The following is a 19,671-nucleotide window of genomic DNA, read 5'->3' as shown; positions in this document are numbered from 1 at the left end:
TTATAAAATCTAATATACAAGATTCTAAAAAAATAGTAAATTTAGATTCTAAAATGCAAAATTCGCATTCGCACTTTTTATGTAAATCTATTCCCACCCTACCACCCTTTTTTAAGATTAATATAAAAAGCGCGAATGCGAATTTTGCTAACAACGTCAATAAAAATATCGAAATTTATAATTTAAATTCTAAAAAATTACAGAATCTAGACTTTATAAACGTGCAATTACCCACCCCCCTAACCCCCCTCCGCAAGGGAGGGGGGAACACCACCACCCACCATTTAAAATATAAACAAGATTTTATAAAAAACACAGAATCTAAAAACAAAGATTTTAAGAAAATTGACGTGGATGTTTTGCTTTCGCTCAATATGACAGAAAAGTTAAAAAATATAGAATCTAGATTCTATAAAAATACTAAAATCAATAATTTATATTTAAAAAACTTTCAAAATATAGCTTAAGGAAAAATTATGAAAAATGAAATATTACAGAATCTAGATTCTAAAAACTCACAAAATTTAGATTGCCACGATTTAAATTCTAGCGAATTTAAATCTCGCAATGACGCATTACAAGATTCTAAAAACATAGTTTCTAAAAACACAATAGAATCCACGAATAAAGATTCTCAAAACAACATAGAATTTAAAAACACAATAGAATCCAACACAAAAATTACAGATTCCATAACTAACGACCAACAAAAGTTAAAAAAAGTAGATATTGAAGATTTAGTAAAATTCCTAGCAAAATATGCCTCAGCTTTAATGGCAAATGGCGCATACACTTCACGTGTGGTCAAATGCACGCAACGAATAGGCGCAAGTTATGGCTATGATGTAAGCATGGTCGTGTGGATAAAATCAATCACGCTAACCGTGTGCGAACGCGACAACTACGCAAACCGCCGCACACAAGTGTGCCAAAACCCCCCGCTTGGCGCAAATTTCCGCCTTATTAGCGATTTGTCCGCACTAAGTTGGCAAATCCACGACCACGACATCTCGCTCAAAGAAGCCGAAGTCCGCTACACGCACATTATGCAGGGTAGCAATTTTGGCTTTTTAAGCTCGCTGCTTTTTGCAAGCATTGCAAATTCGACTTTTTGCAAGCTTTTTAGCGGCGATGTGGGTGCGCAAATCTGCGTATTTATGGGCACTTTCGCTGGGTTTATCGTCCGCTATCTTTTGACAAAGTGGAAGGCTGATATACGCGCGATGTATGTGATTGTGAGCTTTGTGTGTAGTTTTGTGGCGTATATCGGCGTGCATTTTGGGCTAACTAGCACGCCTGAAATCGCGGTAGGCTTTAGCATTCTCTATCTTATCCCTGGCATTCAAATTATTAATTCACTAGCGGACGTGCTGCATGAATATACGCTTATGGCGATTAGTCGCGGTGTGAATATGGGAATATTTCTTATTTGCATTGCCGTTGGCGCGTATCTTACGCTTTCTATCGCGCAAGTTAGTCTAATTCATGTGTAAAATTTACACAAATTCACACAAAATAATCTTTCAAAAAAATAACTATATATTATATATACAATATATTGCAAAATTTAGAATTTTTTAAAATGGGGAAATGTTACTGAATTTCATATTTTGGTATTTTTTTACATAAAAATTACAAAAAGTCTTGACTTTGGCTTTTTTCTTTTGTATTACTGATAAAGATTTTTAGAATCTTTTAATAACACAAAAAGGAAAAATATGGCTAAAAAGTGTGAATCTTGTGGATTTAGCAATGATGATGTAAATATTTTTTGCGTAAAATGTGGGAATCTAGTTGGCGGGAGCGAGTATAATAATAAAAGTTTGCTTGAGAGTTATGAGAAAAAGGCAAAGGCTTACGCGCAAAATGTAAGTGAAAGCAAGGGTAAATTTAACGTTACTTCGCCCTTAGTAGAGCTTGATAAAGAGTTTAAAAATATGAGTAGTATTAAGGGCTTTTTGGACCTTTATAAAAGCAATGTGAATGATGATAAGGGGATAGAAGCCGAGATTAAAAAATTTATCGATGATATTGATATATTTTTAAGCCGCGATGCAAGTTTTCAAATTGCCTTTGTTGGCACGATTAAGGCTGGGAAAAGCACATTAATTAACGCAATGCTAAAGAAAAACTATGCTAGTATGAGTGTAACGCCTGAGACTGCTGTTTTAACGAAGTTTAAGTATGGGAAAGAAGATAAGCTTACCATTAGATTCTATAATGAGAGTGAATGGGCGGAATTGTGGAAAAGTGCGTCTAGTGCGTCTGCGTCTTTATTTAAAGAGCAGTATGAAAATCATAATGGAGATTCTATAAAATCTCAATATGTTGGGAAAGCTGAAATTACCTTGCCACTTAGCAAAGAAGAGTTAGAAAAATACACTAGCTCAAAGTCCGCGCCACATTATTTTGTAAAAGAAGTTGAACTTGAATTTAAAGATTTCCCTTATGAAAAAAATATCGTGTTTGTGGATACTCCCGGACTTGATGATGCGGTAGATTATCGCTCAAAAGTTACTAGGGATTATATCAATCGGGCTAATGCGGTTTTAGTGTGTGTTAATTCATCTGCTTTAACTAATAGTGAGCTAAAAAATATCTTTAGAATCTTTGATAATACAGGCGGTAAGCCTGAAAAGGTTTATGTTTTAGGGACAAAATTTGAGCTATTAAATCACCCAGATGAAGATTGGAAAAAGCAAAAAGAAGAATGGAGTAAATATCTAAGCTCAAGTGATAATGATGAACGCACAAAATACACAAAAGAAATAGCGGATAAAAATATCATTCGCGTTTCAGGGCTTGTGGCTTTAACTTGCGAGTTGTTTAAGCAGGGGACTTTGGTAGAAGTGGATACTGAGCATCACTTAGATAAAAAATCGCTAAAAAATGTGTGTGCTAAACTATTTGAAAGCTTTGATATAGAATCTAATTTGCCAAAATTGCTAGAGTTTAGCAATGTGGAAAATATCCACGCAAGGATTAAAGCGGACATTTTAGATAAGGTGCAAGGTGAAATCATAGATGATGCAAAGCGAAGTTATAGGGCGTTGCATAAAGAGTTGGAGGGCTATTTTGAATCGCGATTTGAATCTAGCAAGGATAGCTATCTTGTAAGTAAAGAAGGCTTAGAAGCTATAAATGATAGAATCAAAAAGCAAGAGAGCGAATTGCAAGAGCTAGCAAAGCAAAAGCAAGAGTTAGAATCTACAATGAAATCTTTTGAAAGCGAGACAAAAGAAGTATTACAGAATCTAAATAATGAGATTGATAAGATGATAAGTGGGAATAGTTAAGGAGTAAATTATGGGATGGTTTAGTAACTTTGTTTCAAATGTAGGTAGTGCAATAGGAAGTGCCGCTAAAGCAGTAGTCGGCGGTGTGGTACGTGGCGTTAGCGCGGCTGTGGATTTTGTAAAAGAATGCTGGAATGGTACAGAAAAAAAGGCACAAGAAACATCAGTTAATATCGGTAGTAGCAGAAGCTATGATTATGATAATGCTAGCATGGCAGAAACTATTAATGTCAATAATGAATTAAATAGCTTTAAAAATGTCGCTAGTAAAGAAGCTAGAAAAATCGAAGATATGCTAGTAGATGAATGCGAAGAGGTATTTGATAAGCTAATGGATTCTATAAATGAAATCAATGAAAGGGCGAATTTGAATATCCCTTTGACAATGATTAGGCGAGATTCTAAAAAATTGCTAAAAAGTATTAAGGGTAGCATTGAAAATGATGTTATTACTAAAATAAGTATTGATAATGCGACTTGTAAAGCGATACTTTACCTTGATGCTGGGGCGAATAAGACTAAACAAATGAAAGATTTTATCACAAATACTTCGCGCGATGCGATTAAAAGAATGCGTGATAGTTTAAATGATACCTTGCAAGACAATATAGATTCTATAAAAGATAAGATTGAAATGCACATAGGTAACGCAGAGTCGCTTCACACACGCGATAGCAAAGTGCTAAATGAAATCAAAAATAGCAAGGAAGGTAAGGAAAAAGAAAAAATGCAATTAAACATTGCCTTTGATATGTTTGAGTATGCAAATGCGCTCGATTTTATCCGCAATCCACTTGCTAAAAAGGGTGTGAAAAAAGGAGAAGAAGAGAGTTTAAGCTATGCGTTTTCGCAAAGTTAGAATCTATTGTTGAAAATGTGAGTTCTTTTGTCATTGCGAGATTTTGCGTAGCAAAATCGTGGCAATCTACTTATTATTTTGTAGATTGCTTCGGTCGCTTCGCTCCCTCGCAATGACGTGCGGTGTCATTGCGAGACTTGCGATAGCAAGGCGTGGCAATCTAATTTTTATGAAAATAGATTCTAAAAAAAGATAGATGTTTTTCTACGCTCAACATGACAAATCAAAAAGAAAGGAGAAAAAATGGCAATACAATTTTTACCATTGGTGCTAAAATGGGGACCTTTAGTGCTAACTGCAGCAGGTTTCATTAGAGATACATTTTTCGGCAAAAAAGAAGAAAAAGAAGAGCAAAAACAGCAAGAAAAAGTAGTCGTGCGTGAAGTGATAAAAGCCCCGCCTGTGGATGTTAGAAATGCCCAGCTAGAAGAGATTCAAAGGGTAAATAAAATCTTAAGCGATTATAAAAACACGGCGTTAAGACAGGCTGAAACAACTGAAAATAGGCTTGTAGAATCTTATAAAAGCTATATTGACAAGCTAGTAAATTCGCTTGATAAAAGCATAGATACTGATAAGCTAAGACGGCTAAATAATCGCGTGAAACACCAGCTAAGCGGCTGCATTGCAAATGTGATAAGTCGCAATCTAAGCATTGATAATGTTAAGTGTGAGCAGATTCTAAAAACGCCTGAGCCAAGTTACCGCGGCACGTTAATGCAAGAGTTTATTAGCGATATGAATAAGGACGCACTAGGCAAGGCAAAAGATATTCTTATAGAATCTTTGCAAGATAGCGCTAGTGATATAGCACAAATTCTAAGAGATAAGGTTAGTAGCGAAGAAGCAAAGCTAAAAAGCAATTTAGATTATTTGCAAGATTTTAAAAACTCGCATAATTTAGATAGCAAAGAGCAAAAGCAAATCGCTTTAAGCTATGAAATCTATTTAGATTCTAATGCAAGAGAAACGTTGAAAAGTTTTAATTTAAATTAAAGGAGAAAAAAATGGCAAATGTTGTAGATGATGAGAAATACAAACAAGCAGGACAATGGGCAGCACGAATTGTTAATGCAATAGTGGATAGTTTGACAAAAGATTCTAAAGATTCTAAAAATAAAGATTCTAAAGAATCTAAAGATAAAAAGTAAGGAGTAGTAAATGGGAATTTTTGATATTTTCAATATAGGAAAAGTCTTTAAAGATGGCTTTATAAAAGGTGCGACAATAGAGAAAATGAAAGATGAGATAAGAAAAGATACATCTTTAAGTGAGAGTGAAAAGGAAAAGAAAATTAAGGAAATGGAAGAGTTTATAAATAAAATGGATTTTAAAAAAATGTTTTAAATAGAATCTAGATTCTAATAAGGGAAAACTATGGCGACAAGAAGACGGACAAGCACTACAAAAGGCACGGACTGGGGAAGCGTGATAGTAGCCACATTACCGCACGTGCTAGATTTTGTAAAAGAAATCTTTACAGATTCTAAAAAAGAGCAAGAAAAACCACCGCAAGTGGTAAAAGAAATAATACGCGAAGTGCAAGCGACCCCGCCTGTGGATGTGAAAAATGCTGAATTAGAAATGATACAAAAGATTAATAAAATCTTAAGCGATTATAAAAATAAAGCCTTAAGTGAAGCGGAAAGTAAGGAAAATCGCCTTATAAATGTGTATCAAAGCTATATTGATAAAATCGCAGATTCTATAAATGATGTTGATTTAACAAAATTAGAGCGGCTAAAAAGCCATGCAAAAACGCAACTTCAAGGCAGTATTTCAAGTGAGATTATGCGAAATTTAAGCATTGATAATATAAAGTGTGAGCAGATTCTAAAAACCGCTGAATCTAGCTATCGTGGCATTTTAATGCAGGAATTTATAAATGAAATCAATGTGAATGCTTTAAAAAAAGCAAAAGATATTTTGATAGATAATCTAAATGAAAGCATAAGTGATATAAAAAAGATTCTAAATGATAGGCTAAGTAGCGAAGAATCTAGCTTAAGGGCTTCGCTTAATTACTTAAATGATTTTAAGGCGTCGCATAATTTAGATTCTAAAGAAGCAAAGGAAATTGAGCTATGCTATCAAATCTATTTAGAATCTAATGGGTTAAATACTATAAAAAGTTTTGATTAAAGGTTAGAAAAAAATGAGCTGGAAAAAAATGCTAGATTCTTATGAAAAGAAAACGCAAAAAACTCAAAAAGATTCTAAAATATTAAACAATTCAAATATACATAGTTGGATAGCTTCTGCAGTGCAAGAAATACTAGATTCTAACAACAATATTTTATTAGAGCAATCTAAAAAAACAAAATCTAACAAGACAAAAAAGCCTACCATACAAAGCAAAAATACAAAAACTAAAATAAATCCAGCACCCATAAAACGCAAAAATATTAACTCACAATTTACCCTTGAAAATATACAATATCTAAATGAAATTTATAATCTTAGCCCTTTTAGTGACGCGCTATATAGACGCACCACTTTTAAACAACAACATTTCGCAGTAAATATAAGGAATAATCACAATGCAAATTTAGATTCTATAAATAATTTATTCACCCTTGATATTGCAGAATCTAAGCATATATATCACAATAAAAATATGTATTATAAATTAGAATCTTGTGATATACCTTTAAGTGAGATTATAGAATCTATTTTTAGCATAAAGCAAAAGTATAAAAATGAAAGTGCAAAAAAGCTAATAAAAAGTCATATAAATGAATTTTTGGTTAGCCAAAAGCTAGAGCTTGAAATTTTAAGTGATGTGGAGATTTGCTACAATATTTTTATGAGTGCAAAAGTGCTAGTTAGTCTTAGTGTGTATAACACTGATATAAATGTAATAGATTTAGAATCTATATTTAATCAACTTATGCCAAAAGTGCTAAAGCAAAACGCAAGGGCAATTATGGAATCTAAATTTAATGAATTAGAAAAACGCAAAGATTCTATAAACACGGCAATAGAAACTATTAAGCTAAATAACGAATTTGAAAACTATCTAAAAAACAAAGGTAGTGAAATATTGCAAAATTTAAACTAAGGAGAAAAATATGCATGCAGCAGATTTATTAGCGGCGATACAAAATGGACAAAATGATGTGACAGATTCTACTCGCAAAGGATTGTTAGAAAAACAGGCTAAAAATATAGAATCTGCCTTAAAAAAAATGGAAAATAACAATTCCATATCTGGGGCTGAAATAGGTGCGTTAATGGGAAGTATTTTTGGCGCTGGTATGTTATTTAATAATTTAGATTCTAAAAATATAGAATCTAATTTAAAACAAGCACAAAATGAATTGCTAGATTCTACACAAAATATAGACGATGATGAAAGGGCTTTGGGATTATCAATAATTGGTGGTATGCTAGGTAATTTGAAAGATTCTAAGATAGCTAATCAAAATATAGAATCTACAAATATAGAATCTAAATCCCCAAAAGATATTGCAAAATCTATTCTAAAAGATAAAGATAAAAACGAAATGATAGAAATTACTAAGCATATCAAAAAAAGATTTGATGAAGAATATGGTAGCTATGCAATGGAAATCGTGCAAAATCACAAAGATAAAAATAAAAGCAAAAAGAATAAATTATCCATTTTTGGCTTTATGGATAAACCTAAAACAATCGAGCAAGAATACGAAGAGATAAAAGAGACTATCGCTATGCTATCAAATCCAAATATTTTACCCCCTAAAATTGCTATATGGGATAAAGAAGGCTTTAGCAATGTGAGTGAAAATGAAATAAGACAAATTTGTGAATCTCAAATAGAGTTTGCCCTAGATTCTACAAATATCTTAAATAAACATTACGAAAATATAAATAAAGAAAATGAACAAACATATAAAATCGTGCCGCTTGAAAGCATAATTAATTATAAAAAGCTAGATTCTAATTCAAGTGTGTTAGATTTAGCTAGCGAGCTAAAAGAGAGCTTAACCTTTGAAGCTAACTATGAATATGGCTTTATGAAAATCGCTAGTCAAGAAATCTACACAACGCAAACAGATATGGAATCTGAGCTAGGATTAAATGGCTGGAGAATAGATACAGGCTTTGAGCTAAGGGAAGCTATAAAAAATAATGATAGCAATAAGGCAAAGATTTTATATAACAAAATGATAGATATTGCTAATGAAGCCATGAGATTATACAATATATTTCAAAAGCGCTGGGGTGAGCCACAAAGGGAGTTAAAAGACTTTATAGGCTTTTTAGCGGATATAAAATATGATAATATAGAATCTAGTGAATCTATAGAATCTACCCAAGCCAACATTGAGAATGAAACTCCAAAAGCTAATAAAGCAGATTCTATAAAATCTAGTGAATCTAGTGAATCTATATCACTAAACACAAACTTTACAGAGCAAAATATCGAATATTTATATGAAATGCACGAAGATAGCCCTTTTGGTAATGCGTTATGGAAAAAGCTAAAGTTTATATGCGGGGAAAACGCTACGCCAGATAGTTTGCTAAAAGCCACAATAGATTCTAAAAAGCAAGTAGAATCTAGTGAAAAGGGCGAGTTTTTCACGCTTAATTTCAACGCAAAAGACAAGGAATTTATAAACGATGAAATCTACTACAAGATAGAATCTAAGGATAGACCGATACATAGTTTAATTAAAACGCTTTTTGATTTAAGGCAAAATGGCAGACAGACGCACCTAAGGCTAGTGAAAAGCTATATAAATGACTTTTTATCTGCCCAAGATTTAGCCTTAGAATCTATTGAAAATGTAGAGCTAGAGTATGATATTTATATTTCAGCGACCTTGCTTTTGCGTTTAGATTCTATATCACAAGGCGAGTTAGAAGCGGCATTTAAGGCGAAACTACCAAAGGCTATAATGCAAAATGCAAAGGCGATATTAGATTCTAAAATACAAGAGCTAAAATCGCGAAAAGATTCTATAAGCCAAAAAATAGAATCTATAAAGCTAGATTTAGCCTTTGAAAACTATCTTAAGGCAAAAGGTAGTGAAATGCTAAAAGAGATTATGATATAGAATCTAGATTCTATATTTTTACAAAAAGGAGAATAAAATGGCAATTAGTTGGACTTTTATTGAAAGAAATCTTGAGAGATATTTTGGTGATAGAGTATATGTATTTCAGCATATACCGCAGGATAAATTAAATGAAGCAATGAATGCGTTTGATATAAGTCAATGGCATGACATAGCAGGTGTTTATTATGATACGATTTTTGGAGCGTGTGATGAGGGCGTTGTTTTTACAGGTTTAAAAGTAGTGTTTAAAACAGATTCTACAAGTGTGCGAGAATATGAATATGAAAAAATACATGATGTAGAAATGAGAGGTAAAGAAGTATTTGTGAATTTTGAACGTGATAACTATTTATATGAAGCTAATGTTAGCTATGCGATGATGGAATCTTATCGCCCTAAATTTGCTAATTTTATGAATGATATGCTAAAAGCTTGTCGATTTGACGTCTTTAAATGGTTGCAAGGACAAATGCCAAAATTAAGTAATAACGAAAAAGCAAAAGAAATATCTTATATTATGAGCGAAGATTTTGTATTATCTCAAATCGCTCTAGGCTTTATGCCAGATGCTGAAAATACAACAGATATTGATGGTAATAAAATATGGCATAGCGAAATACCAAATAAAGAAGAAGACGGAAAAGCCGTAGGATTATATGAAATTATGCCAGATGAGCGGAAAAGCCCAAAGATTCTATTTTGTGAAAAAGCAATGTATATGAAATACAAACCAAATCTTACACTACATATAAAATATTATCAAATAAAAAAGGCAGAAATACAAGGTGGTAGATTAATATTAAATGTAAGTTATAGTAACACATTTGATATAAGTCATGTAATTGACCCTTTGGACTATCAAAATTTTGTAAGTTTTATTGATAAGTTAGTTTATAACTTAGAAAATTTCGGCTTTAAAGACGCACGTGATGCAGGATATATGATAGGTTTAAAACGATAGAGTTTAGCAAAAGGAGTAAAAATGCAAAATTACGAAATAAGGCAAAGTGCGTTAAACACGACATTAGATTCTAAAATAGATTTGATTTTGATTAGAATCTAAATTCTAAAACTATGCTAAAATGTAGCTTTATTTTTGCGATTTTAATAACAAAAAGGAGTAAAAATGATTCTACTAGATGGCAAGAGCCTCGCAAAAGATTTGCAAGAAAAAATAAAAAAAGATGTCGCTACACTCGCTGCTAAAGGGGTGATTCCAAGCCTTGCGGTAATTTTAGTCGGCAGCGACCCAGCAAGCCAAACCTACGTAAATATGAAAGCAAAAGCCTGCAAAAATGTCGGCATCACTTCAATCCTGCACGAAATGCCACAAAACATAAGCCAAGCCGACCTTTTGAATATGATAAACAACCTAAACGCAAACGCAAATCTAGATGGAATCTTAGTCCAACTGCCCTTGCCAAGCCACATAAACACCTACGCCGTGCTAGAATCTGTCGCGCCGCAAAAGGATGTCGATGGCTTTCATACGCAAAATAGTGGGAAGCTTTTTAGCGGTATAAGCGGCTTTGTGCCGGCGACCCCGCTAGGCGTAATGTCGCTTTTGTCGCACTATAATATCGCGCTGCAGGGCAAGGATGTGTGTATCATAGGCGCGAGTAATATCGTGGGTAAGCCACTTGCAGCGCTCATGCTAAATGCGGGAGCTACGATTAGCGTGTGCCACATTCATACGCGTGATTTGGGCTTTTATACGCGGAATGCGGATATTATTTGCGTGGCGGTGGGTAAGCCAAATTTGATAACGCGTGATATGGTAAAGCAGGGCGCGATTGTTGTGGATATAGGCATTACGCGGCTAGAATCTGGTAAGATTGTGGGGGATGTGGATTTTGATTCTGTTGCGCCGCTTTGTAGCTACATTACGCCTGTGCCTGGTGGCGTGGGTCCTATGACTATTGCGTCCTTATTGCAAAATACGCTCAAAAGCGCTGAAGCTAGGGCTGATAGAATGTAAAGATTCCGTATTTTTTTATATTGTAATCTAAAGCAAAATGACATTTTGACGAAATAGATTCTATAGAATCTAATAGAACTTAGGAAAAAAAATGTCAATGCAACGAAAGCGAAAAATCGCTAAGCAAATTCAAGGATTGCCACTTTATGCTCCCTTAAAAAATCTTTTAGAATCTCAAGGGATAGATTCAGCAACTGCTGGGCAAACATCATGGCTTTTTGTAAGTTTGTTGTTTGCATTAATTTTTGGAATTTGTGTAGCATTCATTTTGCCATTATTTGAAATAAAACATTATTTATTTGCGGATGGTGAGATTATTACTCGTATTTTTTGCTTTACTATATTAATTCATTCAATTATTGTTATGATAAGGCTTAAATATTTAATTACAAATGCACTTTTTTTTGCAGAAATTTATATCATTTTTATATTACTTGCGATAAGGAATGTCGTCATATTACTTAGTGTTGGCTTTGTGCTTTTTATTATTTATATGATAATCCCTATTTATTCATGGAGAATTAAAATTTTGGATGGGATTTTATATTTTGTGTATGCACTTGTATTTTGGTATGGATATGTGTATAGTGCAATCTAATTATTTCCCCATATTTTTTAACACTTCCTTAACAATTTCACTTTCATTTTTTTCTAAAATCTTAGAATCTAACTTGCTTAAAACCGCGTTAATCTCGGCATCTTTAAAGCCCAAAGCCAAAAGGGCTTCGAAAGCTAAACGCGCACTTTCACTGCCACTAGATTCCACATTTTGACTAAATCCAGCAAAATCAAGCATAATTTTGCCCGCCACTTTCGCGCCCACGCCCTTTACGCTTTTTAGCGCGGCTGCGTTATTTGTTTGCACTAAGTTTAAAAATTGCGGCACAGAATAGGTCGAAAGTATTGCTAGAGCGATTTTTGCGCCCACGCCATTGACCTTTAAAAGCTGCAGGAAAATCTCGCGTTCTTGGCGGCTTGCAAAGCCAAAGAGTAGGTTAGAATCTTCGCGTATGATTTGTGCTATTTCAAGGGTTGTTTCTTTTTTATTTTGCAATTCTATGCTTGTTAATAGCGAGATTTCGACAAAATATGTCACATTATTTACTTCCAACTCCACGCTTGTGGGTAGCAATTTTTCTATGTTGCCTTTTAAACGAATTATCATTTTTGTAACCTTTTATTTAAAAAATTATGTTTTTAAGCTTAAAAACCTCGATGCTACCCTATCACAAAAAAATTATTTCAAGGTTAACAATATAAGTCTTTTGATTTTTTATTGAAAAAATACGATTTATAAAATTTATAGAATCTAAATTACAAAATTGTAACATTTTTATCAACCATTTATTTTTTTATAATAAACTTAGGGTTTTTTATTTCGATAGAATCTAAGATAGAATCTAATTCATAGAATCTAAAGTCAATGGAGAGAGTTGTGGAAAATGTGCAGATTGTGCTACTAGCGTATTTAGTTTGCTTTTGTGTCCCTAGCATAATTATTGATATTTTGCAGATTAAATATGTGAGTTTTTATGCGAGTAAAAAGCCTATAATTTTAGATTCTAATGATTATAAGTTAGCGGCAAATTATGCGATACTGCAGCGGAAAGTCTCGATTGCCACGCATATTTTTGAGTTTATTATGCTTATTTTTTGGCTTTATTTTGGGATAAATTATTTGGATAGATTCTATGAGCATACAACTTTTAGTCCTTTGGCTAAGGAGTGGTGCATTGTGATGAGTTTTTTTGCGATTTCTGCTGGGCTTAATCTACCTTTTAGCATCCTGCAAAAGCGAATCGATAGGGTGTATGGCTTTCATAAAGGCTCGGCGACACTATTTATCAAGGATATTATTAAGTCCATTGTGCTAGTTGGGGCTTTGGGTGGGATTTTGCTTGGCTCGCTACTATGGATTATGGATAATGTGCCGCAGTGGTGGATATTTGGTTTTGTGTTATTTTTTACTTTTATTATCGTTATTCAGTTGATTTATCCTACGATAATTGCACCACTTTTTAATAAGTTTTCGCCCTTGCAAAATGCGAATTTAGAATCTAGGATAAACGCGCTAATGGATAAGGTCGGCTTTAAAAGTAGTGGCGTGTTTGTAATGGATGCTAGTAAGCGAGATGGAAGACTTAATGCGTATTTTGGTGGGCTTGGTAGGTCAAAAAGAGTGGTGCTTTTTGACACGCTTTTGGAGAAAATTAGCGAAGATGGGCTAATTGCGATTTTAGGGCATGAGCTAGGGCATTTTAAGCACAAGGATATTTTGCGAAATATTATTATTGCAGGGGCGATTTTGCTTGGTATGTTTGCATTTATGGGGCTTTTTACTACGCACTTATGCACATTTTTAGGTCTTAGTGTTTCATATAGTAACATTATTATTTTATCTATTTTGCTAATGCCAGCACTAACTTTTTTAGTCCAGCCTTTGAGTAATTATTTTTCACGCAAGGCGGAGTATAAGGCAGATAGTTTTGGGGCTAGCTGTGTCTCGCAAAAGGCGTTGCGTGAGGCATTAATTCGCCTTGTAAATGAGAATAAAGCCTTTCCATATTCGCACCCTGCCTATATCTTTTTTTATTATTCGCATCCGCCTTTGATTGAGCGGCTAAAGGCGTTGGGTGTGCAAGATTCTATAGAATCTTTTGAGCTAGATTCTAATATGGATATAGAATCTAATTTGCAAAATACCCTAAATAAAGGGACGCTTTAAATGATTGAAATTGATTTGTTATTACGCATTGCGGTAGCTTTCCTTAAGGATATGGATTTAGAAGAGTTTAAAAAGCTCGTGTTTGAGACGACTTATTTGACAAGCGATATTAATAATTTTAGTAATGACAAGATTCCAAAGGATGTAAAAAGCTCGCAAAATCTTTATGAAAGCAGCTTTGAAATCCACGCTCCACGCCAGGAAGCAGAGATTTTACTAGCCTTTGTGCTAAATACTACGCGCGTGGATTTACATACAAATTCTAAACGTGAAGTAAATGACTTTAATAAACAGCGTTATTTCAAATTACTAGCACTGCGAAAAAGTGGCGTGCCGCTTGAGTATTTGACAAATATTGCTAGTTTTTATAGTCTTGAATTTTATGTGGATAAAAATGTTTTGATACCGCGTGTGGAGAGCGAGATTCTAGTGGATAAGGCTTTAGAGCTTATAAAAGAGCAGGGCATTAGCGAGTTTGTCGAGATAGGTGTGGGTAGCGGGGCGTTAAGTTTGGCGATTTTAGCTAATAATCCAACGTTAAACTGCATTGCCACTGATATAAGTAGCGAGGCTATAAATATCGCTAAATACAATGCCGAGCGACTGAATCTGCTAAATCGAATCGAGTTTATAGAATCTAATTTGCTAGATTCTAAGCTGCTTTTAGATTCTATAAAAAAACGTGGAATAACCTTAGTGATTTCAAATCCGCCATATATCGCAAATGATTATCCGCTAAATAAAGAAGTGCTTTGCGAGCCGCATATCGCTTTATTTGGCGGCGTGAAAGGCGATGAGATTTTGCAGAATCTAATCTTGCAGTGTGAGCAAAATCGCATAAAACATTTAATATGCGAAATGGGCTATGACCAAAAGGATAGTTTGCAAACTTTTCTTTTAACGCATAATTACAATCCACGATTTTACAAAGACTACGCAAAACACGACAGGGGCTTTGTGGCTAGTTTGATAGAATCTTAAAGGGGCAAAAATGCATGATAGTTTAATGGTTAAGGAATATTTGCGATTGCATGGCGTGGATAATGTGCTAGATTTAGACCATGAAGAGCTAGAGAAAGAATATGAAAAGATAGTGCATGAAGGCTATAAATATTATCAAAGCCTTATAAATGATGGCGGTGGCGTTGAGTTTTATGCCCCGCCGCGTGAAGATGTCGTGGCTGCATTAAAAAGGGTGCAGACTATTGATGAGATGTATGATACTTGCTATCGATTTTTGTTTATGTATATTCCTACCGACTTGATTGCTTTTATGGCGGAGCTTAAGATGCCTGTGCCTTATTCACGGCTTAAACGCATTATTGATATTATCCATGCGCGCGTGCAAGATGAAGTGCTAGATAACATTAAGCTAGATTTAGAAAGTCTGCCACGGCAGGAAATGGAGACGCTAATCTCGCATTATGAAAGTATGCGAAATAACATTATGGAGCTACAAAGAATCCATGAGAAGTATAAAAGCTCTGGCACGCTTGATTATGTTCGCTCTATGGCGGAGATGAAGCTTGATATAGTGCAGTCATTTATGGCGAAAGATATGGAAATGGAGTATAAGCCATTTTATGATAATAGCAAGGAAAAGCGAACGCTTGTTAGCAAGATTTTGGCAATTAGTGGGATTTATACAAAACAAGAGCTTTTTGATATGAAAATCGCTGAGCTGCAAGAGACTTACGATGAGATTATGAAGCAAGTGCTAGCAAAAGAGCGTGAGCAAAAACTAATGCGAAAATATATTGAAATCTTTGAAGATTCAGCTGGTATTACAGAAGATAAGTTTAAGGAATATTGTGCAGATATGCAAGAAGAATTGAATGAAGAAAATATCCATGAAATCATAAACTACTTTACAACACGCAATCACTTTATATCAAATAAAATAAACAACGTCTTGTCAGGCAAGGATATGAATAAGATGATGTCCCCTACAGCCCTTATGGGCGATACGGTGTAGAATCTGTATTTTTCAGTTTTAATACTTGAGTTAAAACTTCAAGGATTTAATAAATATAGAATCTACACCATAAAACCAAAGGCAACTAATGCAACTATCCTTTAAACTACTAGATTATGATACTAATTCTCCATTAGCAAATAAGCAAGTAGAAATAAGGAATATTGATAAACAAGAAGTATATCCTAGCAAGAATAGTGATAATAGAGGAATAGTTGCATTTTGTATTAAAGAGAATGAAAGAGCTGATTTTTTTAGTATTAATTTATTAAATGATAAGGTATATTTTTCTACACCTTTTAATCTTGCTAAGGATTATATACAAGCAACAAATTCTAAAATAGATTCTAAAGATTTAACCAAAAAGCTATTTACACCAAATAATTATCAAAATAAATATGCTAAAGTATATTTTAAAGCTAGAATATCATTATTATTTGATGGATTTAACTTAAAGATTCTAAAAGGAGAAAATATCATAGAATCTTTTGTGGCAAGAAGTGGCAATCCAAAAGACAATAACTTACAAACAAGTGACATAAATATAGCTACATCTACTTACATAAATCCTGTTACTAAAGAAAAAAATATAATGTATTTTTATTACGACAAAGATAACACACAAAGTAAATATGGAGCAATTCCACAAGGAATATACTATATAAACTTAGCTAATATTATAGAATCTAAAAGCAATATAGAATCTAAAGAAAATTCTCCATTTGAGATAGGTAAGACTTGGGGAAAATACTACACCAAAATTTATACAGATAAAGAATGCAAAAATAATAAAGTATGTATCAACACAAATACCAAGATAGATTCTATAGAATCTAATGACAATATAGAATCTAGAACAATAAATAAAGAATTTTATTTATATAGCATTAACAGCAATAATGAATTTGGTAGCATAGGTAGCATAGGAGTAAATAATAGTTTCTTTGATAAAATTATAAATTTTAGTTCAGATTCTATAAATACACAAGAAGGCATTGAGTTAAAAGTAGAATATAATAAACATTCAAATATAACAATAGATTTTATAACACCAACATTAAACAATATATTTCCTCTAAATCTTTCACAACAAGAATTACAAGAAGCAAAAGAATATCTTTCAAATTCTACCTTTGCACCTGGGACTTATATAGAATTAGAAGCAAAAGGATTACAAGGAAATAAAAATGTTAAATGGCAATATGAAGTAGAATATATACAGGATAATAAAATCATTAAAGATTCTAATAACCCATATACAATAAATGATATATCTAATTACGCAAATAATCAAATATATGAAAGAATAGGATTTTATCTACCAACAGAAAGAACAACACAAGATTTTACAAGCTATAAAGTTATTGTTCAAGTAATAGATTCTAGTACTTTAAATATATTAGGCAGTATTACTTTAGATATGAGCTTTAAAGTGATACAAAGTGATACAAGATATGATTTATTAAATACATTAAATACAAATAACACAAATAGCACAAACAAGATTCTAAAAGCATACAATAAACTAGATAGTATTAATAGCTTACAAGAAGCAGTTGAGTTTTTAAAGATTAATATCAAACAAAAAGATACACTCTATAACAATAATTTCAAAAGATACAATAAAAAAGATTCAATGGGTGATTATATATACAATGTATTGCTAGATTATTTTAAAATCTATCCGCAATTAGCTGGAAAAATAGCATATATCTACTACATATACGACTTAGTAGATGATGATTTTATAGATAATGTAAAAGAAGATAATGGTGAGTATGTAAGGGATAGGGAGAAGTTTATAAACATGATGATTGAGATATTTGAAAAAGAAACATACAAGCCTAGTTTTTCAAATAATAAATTTTTCTTTTTAGATGCCTATAATATATTATTTAAATATCCGTCTCAAGATAATGTAATTGAATTTAGGAAAGATTTTATTCAAAATCTTATAAAAGTTATTTGCGACAATGAAAATTTGCCACTAAAAAGAGTAGAATTTTTTGAAATAAAATTTAAAGATATTATGAAAGAAAAATCTATATTGAATGGTTCTTATAATAAGAAAATTATTCAAATAAATACACTACATATTACCAATGGAAATGATAATTTTCAAGATAGAATATTATATCCAGCTAGCTATGATGATATACGTGATATATTGAGTAATAATGTAACATTTACAAATCTTATGAATACTATTTTTCATGAAATAAGACATTTTTATATAGAACAAAAATATCCAAACTTTATAAATCGCTGTATTTTACAATCTTATCTTTGGCATTCTTCATTTTTTTATATTTCAATGGATACACGAATAGAAAATACAATATTTGGTGAAATATATAAACAATGTGGAAAAAACAATAAAGATGCAAATAATGTAAATTGCAAAATAGGAAATTATCAAAATGTATATGAGATTCAACCAAATGAAAGAGACCCGAGATACGTGGCAGCTCATATTATAAAACAACTACAACAAAAAGGATTAATATGAGTGTAGATTACCTTAGAATCACAATTGAACAAAGTAAAAAATATATTTTAGATAACATGGGTAAAGAACCAATTTATTTAGGAATGTGGAACAATATAGTATGTATCGATGATAGATTAGATTATAAATATTTAGAAAAATATATCGGTGATTTTATGGTATTTCTTTACTTAGGAAAAATAATTTTAGAAAAAAACAAACAAGGTAATTTTATTCCAAAATATATACCAAGCGTAATTAAACCATCTCACTTTGAAGGACTAAATACATTTTGGTTAAATGAAAGAAATCCAAACCCTATGATTAGACCTGAAGAACCTTTGCTTACCACTCCTTCAGTTTTTCCATCAATGGTACCAAAAATAGACAAAGAAGCCTACAAATACTTTAAAAACTTTTATTTTAGAAATAAAAAAAATATAGTTTTAAGTAAAGAGCAAATAATAAGTTATTTTACACAACTACATACTTTAAATACAACATTCATAAAAAATTATATAGATTCTATAAATAAAAATAATGGTATAACTTCTTATTATCCAACACAAGAACTTTACTTGCAATTATATAAAGATAAAATATTAAGTAATGATATGTTTCAGTTTTGGGATGGAAAGCCTAGCATACCTTTAAAAAAAGCTATATTAACAACGCTAGATTACTTAAGCACTAATCCACAAGAAGAAAGATATATAAATATCATTCCTTATTTTGATGAGTTGTTTTATATATATTTTATATATAGTTTAAATCAATTTGTTGTTGATGGTGGTATTGTTGTTTATGGTGATAAAAGTGGTTATATGCGTCCTTTAGAATTTATGGATAAAAATGATTTTATATTTAATCCGGGTGCTTATAAAAAATATTATGAATTGCTTAAATATAATATTAAATATCATAGCAATGAGATAAGCTCAGTAACAAACACATTTTTAGACCCAAAGAATTTTCAAAGAGATAATATTCCGCTTTTTATTACATGTGCTAATGATGCACAATTAAATTCCACATTATATTTACATGGTTATAATTTTGATAAAAATTTTTTTTCGCCCAATCGAATACAAATATACTATAATGATACCCTAGATATTAAATCTACAAAAAATTATTTAGCTTCCCCTCTAGGCAACTACTACTTCGAATTATTAGAAAACAAAAACACCTTCGTAGAATTCCACCCTAGAATCTATCCATCTAAAGCAAATCCACCACAAGGCTGGAGTAAAGAAATGATGGATAAGTTAGATTTAAAGCTAGAGTAATATTAACACATAA

At 32.3% G+C, this 19,671-nt stretch carries 19 protein-coding genes; 18 read left to right on the top strand and 1 reads right to left on the bottom strand.

All coding sequences use genetic code 11. From position 1 onward, the window contains the following. The 13 genes from LS64_RS12620 to LS64_RS11365 form a co-directional block, all read left to right on the top strand. Positions 1-467 (top strand): hypothetical protein (locus LS64_RS12620; RefSeq protein ID WP_161976981.1); only part of this gene is annotated, 467 nt, incomplete at its 5' end. Positions 468-476: 9 nt separating this feature from the next. Beyond that, positions 477-1,493, top strand: coding sequence for a threonine/serine exporter family protein (locus LS64_RS11415; RefSeq protein WP_081948411.1), 1,017 nt, complete (start codon positions 477-479; stop codon positions 1,491-1,493). Positions 1,494-1,718: 225 nt separating this feature from the next. Beyond that, positions 1,719-3,296, top strand: coding sequence for a dynamin family protein (locus LS64_RS11410; RefSeq protein WP_034574012.1), 1,578 nt, complete (start codon positions 1,719-1,721; stop codon positions 3,294-3,296). Between the two features lie 10 nt (positions 3,297-3,306). Beyond that, positions 3,307-4,155, top strand: coding sequence for a hypothetical protein (locus LS64_RS11405; RefSeq protein ID WP_034574011.1), 849 nt, complete (start codon positions 3,307-3,309; stop codon positions 4,153-4,155). A gap of 243 nt (positions 4,156-4,398) precedes the next feature. Beyond that, positions 4,399-5,151, top strand: a complete 753-nt coding sequence (locus LS64_RS11400; protein WP_118949188.1) for a hypothetical protein — start codon at positions 4,399-4,401, stop codon at positions 5,149-5,151. 11 nt (positions 5,152-5,162) lie between these two features. Beyond that, positions 5,163-5,306: a hypothetical protein gene (locus tag LS64_RS12615; RefSeq protein WP_160659306.1), complete on the top strand. Its 144-nt coding sequence runs from the start codon at positions 5,163-5,165 to the stop codon at positions 5,304-5,306. A 10-nt stretch (positions 5,307-5,316) separates the two neighbouring features. Then, positions 5,317-5,502, top strand: a complete 186-nt coding sequence (locus tag LS64_RS11395) for a hypothetical protein (protein ID WP_034574007.1) — start codon at positions 5,317-5,319, stop codon at positions 5,500-5,502. Between the two features lie 30 nt (positions 5,503-5,532). Continuing rightward, a complete protein-coding gene (locus LS64_RS11390; protein ID WP_034574005.1) occupies positions 5,533-6,297 on the top strand; it encodes a hypothetical protein in 765 nt (254 codons plus the stop codon). Between the two features lie 13 nt (positions 6,298-6,310). Further along, positions 6,311-7,216 carry a hypothetical protein gene (locus tag LS64_RS11385; RefSeq protein WP_034574003.1) on the top strand — a complete coding sequence of 302 codons (906 nt, stop codon included), beginning with the start codon at positions 6,311-6,313 and terminating at the stop codon, positions 7,214-7,216. A 10-nt stretch (positions 7,217-7,226) separates the two neighbouring features. Then, complete coding sequence (locus LS64_RS11380) at positions 7,227-9,200, top strand: hypothetical protein (RefSeq protein ID WP_034574002.1); 1,974 nt, start codon at positions 7,227-7,229, stop codon at positions 9,198-9,200. A gap of 37 nt (positions 9,201-9,237) precedes the next feature. After that, the gene (locus tag LS64_RS11375; protein WP_034574001.1) at positions 9,238-10,164 is read left to right on the top strand and encodes a hypothetical protein; all 927 of its coding nucleotides are present in this window, start codon (positions 9,238-9,240) and stop codon (positions 10,162-10,164) included. Between the two features lie 165 nt (positions 10,165-10,329). Next, positions 10,330-11,181, top strand: a complete 852-nt coding sequence (folD, locus tag LS64_RS11370; RefSeq protein WP_034574000.1) for a bifunctional methylenetetrahydrofolate dehydrogenase/methenyltetrahydrofolate cyclohydrolase FolD — start codon at positions 10,330-10,332, stop codon at positions 11,179-11,181. A gap of 91 nt (positions 11,182-11,272) precedes the next feature. Beyond that, positions 11,273-11,779 (top strand): hypothetical protein, encoded by a 507-nt coding sequence (locus LS64_RS11365; RefSeq protein ID WP_034573998.1) that lies wholly within the window; start codon positions 11,273-11,275, stop codon positions 11,777-11,779. Here the strand turns inward: LS64_RS11365 and ruvA are convergent, their stop codons facing one another. Then, positions 11,780-12,346, bottom strand: coding sequence for a Holliday junction branch migration protein RuvA (gene ruvA / locus LS64_RS11360; protein WP_034573996.1), 567 nt, complete (start codon positions 12,344-12,346; stop codon positions 11,780-11,782). Between the two features lie 270 nt (positions 12,347-12,616). Between ruvA and LS64_RS11355 the strand changes: the two genes are divergently transcribed. From LS64_RS11355 to LS64_RS11335, 5 genes are all read left to right on the top strand, one after another. Continuing rightward, a complete protein-coding gene (locus LS64_RS11355; RefSeq protein ID WP_238699490.1) occupies positions 12,617-13,906 on the top strand; it encodes a M48 family metallopeptidase in 1,290 nt (429 codons plus the stop codon). Further along, the gene (gene prmC / locus LS64_RS11350; protein WP_118949186.1) at positions 13,907-14,887 is read left to right on the top strand and encodes a peptide chain release factor N(5)-glutamine methyltransferase; all 981 of its coding nucleotides are present in this window, start codon (positions 13,907-13,909) and stop codon (positions 14,885-14,887) included. A 10-nt stretch (positions 14,888-14,897) separates the two neighbouring features. Then, positions 14,898-15,881, top strand: coding sequence for a hypothetical protein (locus LS64_RS11345; RefSeq protein ID WP_034571923.1), 984 nt, complete (start codon positions 14,898-14,900; stop codon positions 15,879-15,881). A gap of 88 nt (positions 15,882-15,969) precedes the next feature. Continuing rightward, positions 15,970-18,390 (top strand): hypothetical protein, encoded by a 2,421-nt coding sequence (locus tag LS64_RS11340; protein ID WP_034571920.1) that lies wholly within the window; start codon positions 15,970-15,972, stop codon positions 18,388-18,390. Beyond that, positions 18,387-19,658, top strand: coding sequence for a hypothetical protein (locus LS64_RS11335; protein ID WP_118949185.1), 1,272 nt, complete (start codon positions 18,387-18,389; stop codon positions 19,656-19,658). The genes LS64_RS11340 and LS64_RS11335 overlap by 4 nt, the downstream gene beginning before the upstream one ends. Positions 19,659-19,671 lie beyond the last annotated feature (13 nt).

The sequence above is a fragment of the Helicobacter saguini genome, assembly GCF_000762875.2.
GTDB classification, from domain to species: domain Bacteria; phylum Campylobacterota; class Campylobacteria; order Campylobacterales; family Helicobacteraceae; genus Helicobacter_A; species Helicobacter_A saguini.
Note: the sequence above shows the minus strand (reverse complement) of the source record. Positions and strands in the feature narration are given on the sequence as shown.